Raw genomic sequence first — 7,657 nt, 5'->3', positions numbered from 1 at the left:
TTAGTCTCGTGGGCTCGGAGATGTGTATAAGAGACAGCTATAAATACAATCTTTATCGCCGCGCCCTGTTCGCCACCACTCGTCTGGAGCTGGCTGACGACTGGAAGCTGATCCTTGGCGGACGTTACAGCAGCTATAACTACGACTACTACTACCCGTCCAGCAACGGTCGCCTGCATGTGCGCGATCAGTTCACGCCCTACGGCGGTCTGCTGTGGAACTTCGCTCCCGACTATACGTGGTATCTGAGCTACGCCGATATCTATCAGCCTCAGAGCGAAAAAGACCGCAACCACAACATCCTGCCTGCCATCACCGGCACGAACTATGAGACGGGGATCAAAGGCGAATTTTTCGATGGCGATTTGAATGCGTCGCTGGCGCTGTTCCGGATCATTCAGTCCAACCGGGCGATGGATGACCCGTCTTGCGATGAGGAAGGCGACAGCTGTTCCGTGGCCAACGGCAAGGTCCGTAGTCAGGGCGTGGAGATGGAAGTGTCCGGCAAGTTGGCGGACGGCTGGCAGGTGTTCACCGGCTACACCCTGACCAACACCAAATACCTGAAAGCAGCCGAGGGCACGGAAGGCACGAACTACAGCACCTATACGCCGCAGCATATGTTCAAACTGTACAGCAGCTACACGCTGCCGGGCAGCCTGAACAAGTGGACCATCGGCGCAGGGATGACCACCCAGTCAGACACAAATACGCGTTATCTGGTACACCAAGGCGGCTATACGCTGTTCAATGCCAACGTCAGCTACAAGTACAACAAGCACCTGAGCTTTAATCTGGTGGGCAACAACCTGACGGACAAAGATTACTACCGGACGCTCAACAACCGTCATCGCGGCGGCTACAACTACTACGGCGATCCGCGTAACTTCATGCTGACGGCGAAGTGGGACTTCTGATGACGTTGATGACTCACTCTTTTAACGTGTTACGCCATGCAGACGCTTAAACGTTTTTATCAACTGGTCGCGCCGCTGTGGTTATCGGCGCAGGCGATAGTGTTGTGGCTGCTGTTGCTGGTCGTGATCGTGCTGACGCTGTCCGTCGTCGGCATCAGCGTCCTCTACAACAACTGGAGCAAAGACTTTTACGATGCGCTGGCGGATTTCTTCCAGCACGCCTCGGTCGCCGATCTGATCTGGCGCTATCTGGGCTACACCGCGCTGTTCGTCCTGGTGATTATCAGCGGCAACTGGCTCAAGAAAGCGCTGATATTGCGCTGGCGCGACATGATGACCCAGCACTATGAAACACAGTGGCTACAGGATCATGCGCATTATCGACTGCAACAGGATCCCTCGGGGACGCCGGACAACCCGGACCAACGTATTGCTGAGGATATCCGACTGCTGTGTGAGCAAAGTCTGGATCTGCTGCTGTCGCTGCTGAAAAACGTCGTCGGCCTGCTGTCCTTTATCGCCATTTTGTGGAGCATCTCCGGCGTACAGACGTTCACGCTCAGTGGACATACCTTCACGATCCACGGTTATCTGGTCTGGATCGCGCTGAGCTACGCACTGGTCGGCAGCATACTGACTCACGGACTCGGCTTTCCCCTGCATCGCACCAACCATCAGATGCAGAAGGTCGAGGCGGACTATCGTGCCAGCCTGATCCGGGTCAACAGCCACAGCGAACAGATCGCCTTTTATCAGGGCGATGAAATCGAAAACCGGCGGCTGCGCGACCGTTTTCGCGCCATTCTGACCACCGGCTACCGCCTGATGGGGCAGGAATTTCGGCTGGAAATCTTCACCGTCAGCTATTTTCGTTTCAGCCTAATCTTGCCGGTTTTCGCGGTGCTGCCGCTGTATCTCGCCCATCAGGTGTCACTGGGCGCCATCATGCAGGCCAGAACCGCCTTCGGCTACGTGCTGGACGCCTTCGGCTGGTTCGTCGACAGTTATCGCCAGTTGGCGCGCTGGTCTGCCACGATTGAACGTCTCTGGCAGCTGCAACAGCGGTTAGAGGCGCTGCCGACGACGACGACGCGTACGCCTCAGGGAGAAGCGCTGCAAATTCACCAGTTGACCGTGCTGCGGCCACAGGGCCGGGCGTTGCTCGTCCCCTGCTCCGCGAAGGTGAAACCGGGCGAGTGGTGTAGCCTGCAAGGCGCCAGCGGGATCGGCAAAACCACCCTGTTGCGGGCGCTGGCGGGGCTGTGGCCTTATACGACCGGCCGCTGGTATCTGCCGGCGGGCCCCGTCCTGTTTTTGCCGCAGAAGCCCTATCTGCCGCCGGGAACGCTGCGTCAGGCGTTGTCCTATCCGCAAACGCAAACGTTCAGTGATGACGTATTGCTGGCGGCGCTGGACGATATGCATCTGGGGCATTTGAGCACGGAACTGGATGCCGATGAGCCGTGGGCGCAAAGGCTGTCCGGCGGTGAGCAACAGCGGCTTTCCCTCATCCGTGCGATCCTGATGAAGCCAACGCTACTGTGTCTGGATGAAGCGACCAGCCAGCTGGACGAGCAGACGGCGATAGAGATCATGAAACGGCTGCGCCGACATTTACCGGGCACCATCGTGCTCTCGGTCACGCATCAGTCGGTGCTAAATCCGCTGTTCGAAACTCAGATCCATCTTCAACCAGCACCTTAGCCGTAATTCTTACGAAGCCGGGTAGCCGTTGTGCAGGCTACCCGGCCGTCAGTCTCTCCGGATTCAATCTCAACGCGTCAGCCACACAGACCGGCCCCTCACATCCCGCGATAGATTTTCCGCGCGCGGGCTTTCATAATCGGTAGTCAATCATCAGGCTTCGCCAGGGACCGATCGCCTATTTCACGTTCCGGCCCCGGCATTCATGCACACTTGCCGTCAGCGCGCGCCCGGCAGTTTTTCTCCAGGAAATGAAGCTATGTCTCAGTCCCCGTCTGCGGTCGATCAACCATCGCGGCTGATCGTTTTTTTTATTCTGACCCTCCCGCCGCTGCTGTGGGCTGGCAACTTCATCATTGGACGAGCGGTACGCAACGAGATCCCGCCGGTCACGCTGACGCTGGTGCGCTGGCTGATCGCGCTGATCTGTATCCTGCCCTTTGCCTTGAAATACATCCGGCGCGATGCCGCGCGCTATCGGGCCTTTCCCCTGCGTATCGTCGCCATTTCCCTCAGCGGGATCGTTGCCTTTAGTCTGCTGACCTACATCGGACTGCATCACACTTCCGGCACCAATGCGCTGCTGCTTAACTCCTGTATTCCGGTGTTAATCATGCTGTTCGCCGGGCTGTTTTACGGCCAGCCGCTGAGGCTCTCTCAGGCGACGGGTCTGCTGATTTCATTCTGCGGCGTACTGGCCATTATTTTTCACGGGGATCTGGCCGGGTTGCTGTCGCTATCCTTTTCATCCGGTGACCTGATGCTGCTGGGCGCGATGGCCAGCTTCTCGCTCTATACGCTGTGGCTGAAAAAAATCCCGCCCGAGGTTAGCCGTCTGGGGCTGCTGGGCGTGCAGGTGATTATCTCGCTGATAGCCATCTTTCCCCTATGGCTGTGGGAAAGTCGCAGCGGCGCGAGCGCGGTTTGGAATCACACCACCGTGTCGGCGGTCCTTTATCTGGGGATCTTCCCGTCTTTTATCGCCTACCTGCTGTTTGGCCGCGGCGTAGCGCTGATCGGCGCGGCGCGAGCCGGGCTGACTATCCATCTGATTCCCGTGTTCGGCGTGGCCTTATCGGTGCTGTTTCTGGGCGAGAAAATCCATTTTTATCATCTGGCCGGGATCGCCACCATTCTGGCGGGCATCTCGCTGGCGAGCCGCAAATCCGTCACGCGATAGCCATGTCAAAAGCGGAATAAAGAAGAGGAATCGGGCAGGAGGTGCTGCATAAAACACAGGCGCCCCGCCGAAGCGGAGCGCCTGTGGGAAGTGCGGTCCGGCGAAAACCGGACCGCGCTCATGACGAACAGGATTAGTCTTTGTCACCCAGCAGAACGGATTCGAGCGCGATTTCGATCATCTCGTTGAAGGTCGTCTGACGCTCTTCCGCCGTAGTAACTTCCTGAGTACGGATATGGTCGGACACGGTGCAAATCGCCAGCGCTTTCGCGCCGAATTCCGCCGCCACGCCGTAGATGCCCGCCGCTTCCATTTCCACGCCCAGCACGCCGTATTTCTCCATGACGTCGAACATCTGCGGATCCGGCGTATAGAACAGATCGGCGGAGAACAGGTTACCCACGCGAACTTTAACGCCGCGCGAGTTGGCCGCGTCTACCGCATGACGCAGCAGATCGTAGTCGGCAATGGCCGCAAAGTCGTGATCCTTGAAACGCATACGGTTCACTTTGGAATCGGTGCAGGCGCCCATGCCGATAACGACATCGCGCACCTTCACGTTTTCGCTGACCGCGCCGCAGGAGCCGATACGGATAATTTTTTCCACGCCGAACTCGGTGATCAGTTCTTTCGCGTAGATAGAGCAGGACGGGATGCCCATGCCGTGTCCCATCACCGAAATACGGCGGCCTTTATAGGTGCCGGTGAAGCCCAACATGCCGCGCACGTTATTCACTTCTACCGCGTCTTCCAGAAAGGTGTCGGCGATATATTTTGCGCGCAGCGGGTCGCCCGGCATCAGTACCACGTCCGCGAAATCACCCATTTCAGCATTAATGTGAGGCGTAGCCATCCTTATTGTTCCTTTTTCATCAGCGTAAACATTCGTTGTTCCGTCAGCCCGCAGGCTTACAGCATAGAGGTTCCATAGTCCATCGGCGACACGCCGAAATAGCTCGCTACGGTCTGCCCGATATCCGCGAAGGTGGGGCGATGACCGCGCGAGCCCGGCTGCACCTGCGGACCGTAAATCAGTACCGGTACGTGCTCACGCGTGTGATCCGTACCTGGCCAGGTGGGATCGCAACCGTGATCCGCCGTCAGGATCAGGATGTCTCCCTCACCCACTTTCGCCATCAGCTCAGGCAACCGGCGGTCGAATAGCTCCAGCGCGGCGGCATAGCCAGATACGTCGCGGCGATGGCCGTAGGAAGAGTCAAAGTCGACAAAGTTGGTAAACACGATCGTATCGTCGCCAGCGGCGTCCATTTCTTTCAGCGTTGCATCGAACAGCGCATCCAGACCGGTCGCTTTGACCTTTTTGGTGATACCGACGTTGGCATAGATATCGGCGATCTTACCCACCGACACCACGTGGCCCTTTTTCTCATCCACCAGCTTTTTCAGCACGGTAGGCGCTGGCGGCTCTACGGCTAAGTCGTGACGGTTACCGGTGCGCTGGAAGTTGCCCGCTTTATCCCCCACGAACGGACGCGCAATCACGCGGCCGATGTTGTAGCCGCCTTCGGTCAACGCTTCACGCGCGATTTCACACAGCGCGTACAGGTTATCCAGCCCGTAAGTTTCTTCGTGGCAGGCGATTTGGAATACCGAATCCGCCGAGGTGTAAAAGATCGGCTTGCCGGTCTTCATGTGTTCTTCGCCCAGCTCATCCAAAATCACCGTTCCGGATGAGTGGCAGTTGCCGAGATAGCCCGGCAGGTTGCCGCGCTCGACCAGCAGGTCCAGTAGCGGCTGAGGGAAACTGTTCTTCGTGTCGTGAAAATAGCCCCAGTCAAACAGGACCGGGACGCCAGCGATTTCCCAATGACCCGACGGGGTATCTTTCCCCGAGGAGATTTCGCTGGCATGGGCATACGCCCCGACAATGTCAGCCTGCGCATCCAGACCTGCTGGGAAACGGCCCGATGATGCTTCCGCCGCCTTGCCCAGACCCAGGCGACTCAGATTCGGTAAAGACAGCGGTCCCTGACGCCCTTGATCGGCGCGGCCTTCTGCACAGGCCTGCGCGATGTGGCCCAACGTATCCGAACCGACGTCTCCAAACCGCTCGGCGTCGGCGGCGCTGCCGATACCAAACGAATCCAGCACCATAATAAATGCACGTTTCATGTCACTCTCTCCTGCGTTCTTTTCTGGGGCCATGCTCCACACACTATTCGACAGCGTCGGCATCTGAGATGTTCAACCGGCGATAAATCATCGGGTGCACCTCCGATGCCCGGTCGCTCACCGTCACCGCTGCCTGAATTTGCTGTGCGGCCTGCTGCCATTGCACTTCGGTATTGGCATGAATAATGGCCAGTGGACGCTGAGAATCCACGTGTTCTCCCAGGCTAACCATGTCGCTCAATCCCACGCTGTGGTCAATAGTATCATCTGGTCGCAGGCGCCCACCACCCAGTGATACCACTGCCATACCAATGGCGCGGGTATCCATAGAGGCAACCACGCCTTCTCGTTCGGCGAAGACAGGTTTACTCAGCGTGGCGGGCAACAGATAGCGCTCATACCGTTCGACGAAATCGGTCGGACCGCCCTGTGCGGCGACCATACGCCCAAAGACCTCCGCCGCCCGGCCGTTTTCCAGCACCGCCATGAGCTGTCGTCGGGCATCGTGCGCCGAGTCGGCCAGATTTCCCGCCACCAGCATCTCTTCGCACAGCGCCATCGTGACGTCGAACAGCCGCGGATTGCGCTGCGCCCCGGTCAGGAAGCGTACGGCCTCCCGGACCTCCAGCGCATTGCCCGCGCTGGATGCCAGCACCTGATTCATATCGGTCAACAGCGCGCTGGTTCGGCACCCGGCGTGATTAGCGACGCCGACGATCGCGCGCGCCAGCTGTTCTGACTCCGCGTAGGTCGGCATGAACGCCCCGGAGCCGACTTTGACGTCCATGACCAGCGCATCCAGTCCTTCCGCCAGCTTTTTCGCCAGAATAGAGGCGGTGATCAGCGGGATCGTATCAACCGTCGCGGTAGTGTCGCGCGTGGCATAGAAGCGACGATCCGCCGGTGCCAGCGAATGCGTCTGCCCGATAATCGCGACCCCCACCTGCTGAATCATCTCGCGAAAGCGATTATCGTCGGGGTAGATATCCAGGCCGGGAATGGACTCCAGTTTGTCGAGCGTACCGCCGGTATGCCCCAACCCTCTGCCGGAGATCATCGGTACATAGCCGCCGCAGGCAGCCACCATCGGTCCCAGCATCAGCGAAGTGACATCACCCACGCCGCCGGTAGAATGTTTGTCTACCAACGGTCCGTTCAAATTGAGGGATCGCCAGTCCAGCACCGTGCCGGAGTCGCGCATCGCCAACGTCAGCGCCACCCGTTCATCCATGGTCATATCATGGAAATAGATCGTCATCGCCAGCGCCGCAATCTGCCCCTCCGACACGGTATTATCGCGAATACCATTGACGAAATGGCGGATCTCCTCCTCGCTGAGCGGATGTCCGTCACGTTTCTTACGAATAATTTCTGGAATCAACAACAAGGTAGCGCCTCCAACCCGTGCTTTCGCACTCTCTCGCTGTACTGACCGGGATGCCCGCCGACAGCGTCAGCCAACGGTGATGACTAATAATCGCTGCGTGCCGTTTCGGTATCGCGCCCCAACGTGTTCAGCAGGCTGCCTAACAGTCCTGAAGCCCCGAAGCGGAAGTGCCGCGCATCCGCCCAGCCCGCGCCCATAATGCTATCCGCCAGTTGCAAATAGCGTGCCGCCTCTTCTGCGGTGCGCACCCCGCCCGCGGCTTTGAATCCCACCCGATCGCCGACGCCCTTGTCTTTGATCACGTTCAGCATGACTTCCGCGCTGTGCAACGTCGCG

The 7,657-nt window shown here is 58.6% G+C and carries 6 protein-coding genes and 1 pseudogene; 3 read left to right on the top strand and 4 right to left on the bottom strand.

Going from position 1 to position 7,657, the window contains the following annotated elements:
• The 3 genes from Q7O77_RS11930 to Q7O77_RS11920 form a co-directional block, all read left to right on the top strand.
• Positions 1 to 917, top strand: a 917-nt coding sequence (locus tag Q7O77_RS11930; RefSeq protein WP_304167445.1) for a TonB-dependent siderophore receptor, incomplete at its 5' end; no start/stop codon positions are given.
• Positions 918 to 953: 36 nt separating this feature from the next.
• A complete protein-coding gene (locus tag Q7O77_RS11925) occupies positions 954 to 2,621 on the top strand; it encodes an ABC transporter ATP-binding protein/permease (RefSeq protein ID WP_304167443.1) in 1,668 nt (555 codons plus the stop codon).
• Between the two features lie 259 nt (positions 2,622 to 2,880).
• Positions 2,881 to 3,801 (top strand): DMT family transporter, encoded by a 921-nt coding sequence (locus tag Q7O77_RS11920; protein ID WP_304167440.1) that lies wholly within the window; start codon positions 2,881 to 2,883, stop codon positions 3,799 to 3,801.
• A 133-nt stretch (positions 3,802 to 3,934) separates the two neighbouring features.
• Here Q7O77_RS11920 and deoD read toward each other — a convergent pair whose 3' ends face one another.
• From deoD to Q7O77_RS11900, 4 genes and pseudogenes are all read right to left on the bottom strand, one after another.
• A complete protein-coding gene (gene deoD, locus Q7O77_RS11915; RefSeq protein ID WP_085651619.1) occupies positions 3,935 to 4,654 on the bottom strand; it encodes a purine-nucleoside phosphorylase in 720 nt (239 codons plus the stop codon).
• A gap of 56 nt (positions 4,655 to 4,710) precedes the next feature.
• Complete coding sequence (deoB, locus tag Q7O77_RS11910) at positions 4,711 to 5,934, bottom strand: phosphopentomutase (RefSeq protein ID WP_304167436.1); 1,224 nt, start codon at positions 5,932 to 5,934, stop codon at positions 4,711 to 4,713.
• Positions 5,935 to 5,977: 43 nt separating this feature from the next.
• Positions 5,978 to 7,321 (bottom strand): thymidine phosphorylase, encoded by a 1,344-nt coding sequence (gene deoA / locus Q7O77_RS11905; protein ID WP_304167433.1) that lies wholly within the window; start codon positions 7,319 to 7,321, stop codon positions 5,978 to 5,980.
• 83 nt (positions 7,322 to 7,404) lie between these two features.
• Positions 7,405 to 7,657 (bottom strand): annotated as a pseudogene (locus Q7O77_RS11900) (deoxyribose-phosphate aldolase); the annotation flags it as partial.

Source organism: Lonsdalea britannica, from assembly GCF_946477055.1.
GTDB classification, from domain to species: domain Bacteria; phylum Pseudomonadota; class Gammaproteobacteria; order Enterobacterales; family Enterobacteriaceae; genus Lonsdalea; species Lonsdalea britannica_A.
The sequence above is the reverse complement of the archived record's forward strand: the minus strand, read 5'-3'. Positions and strand labels throughout refer to the sequence as shown.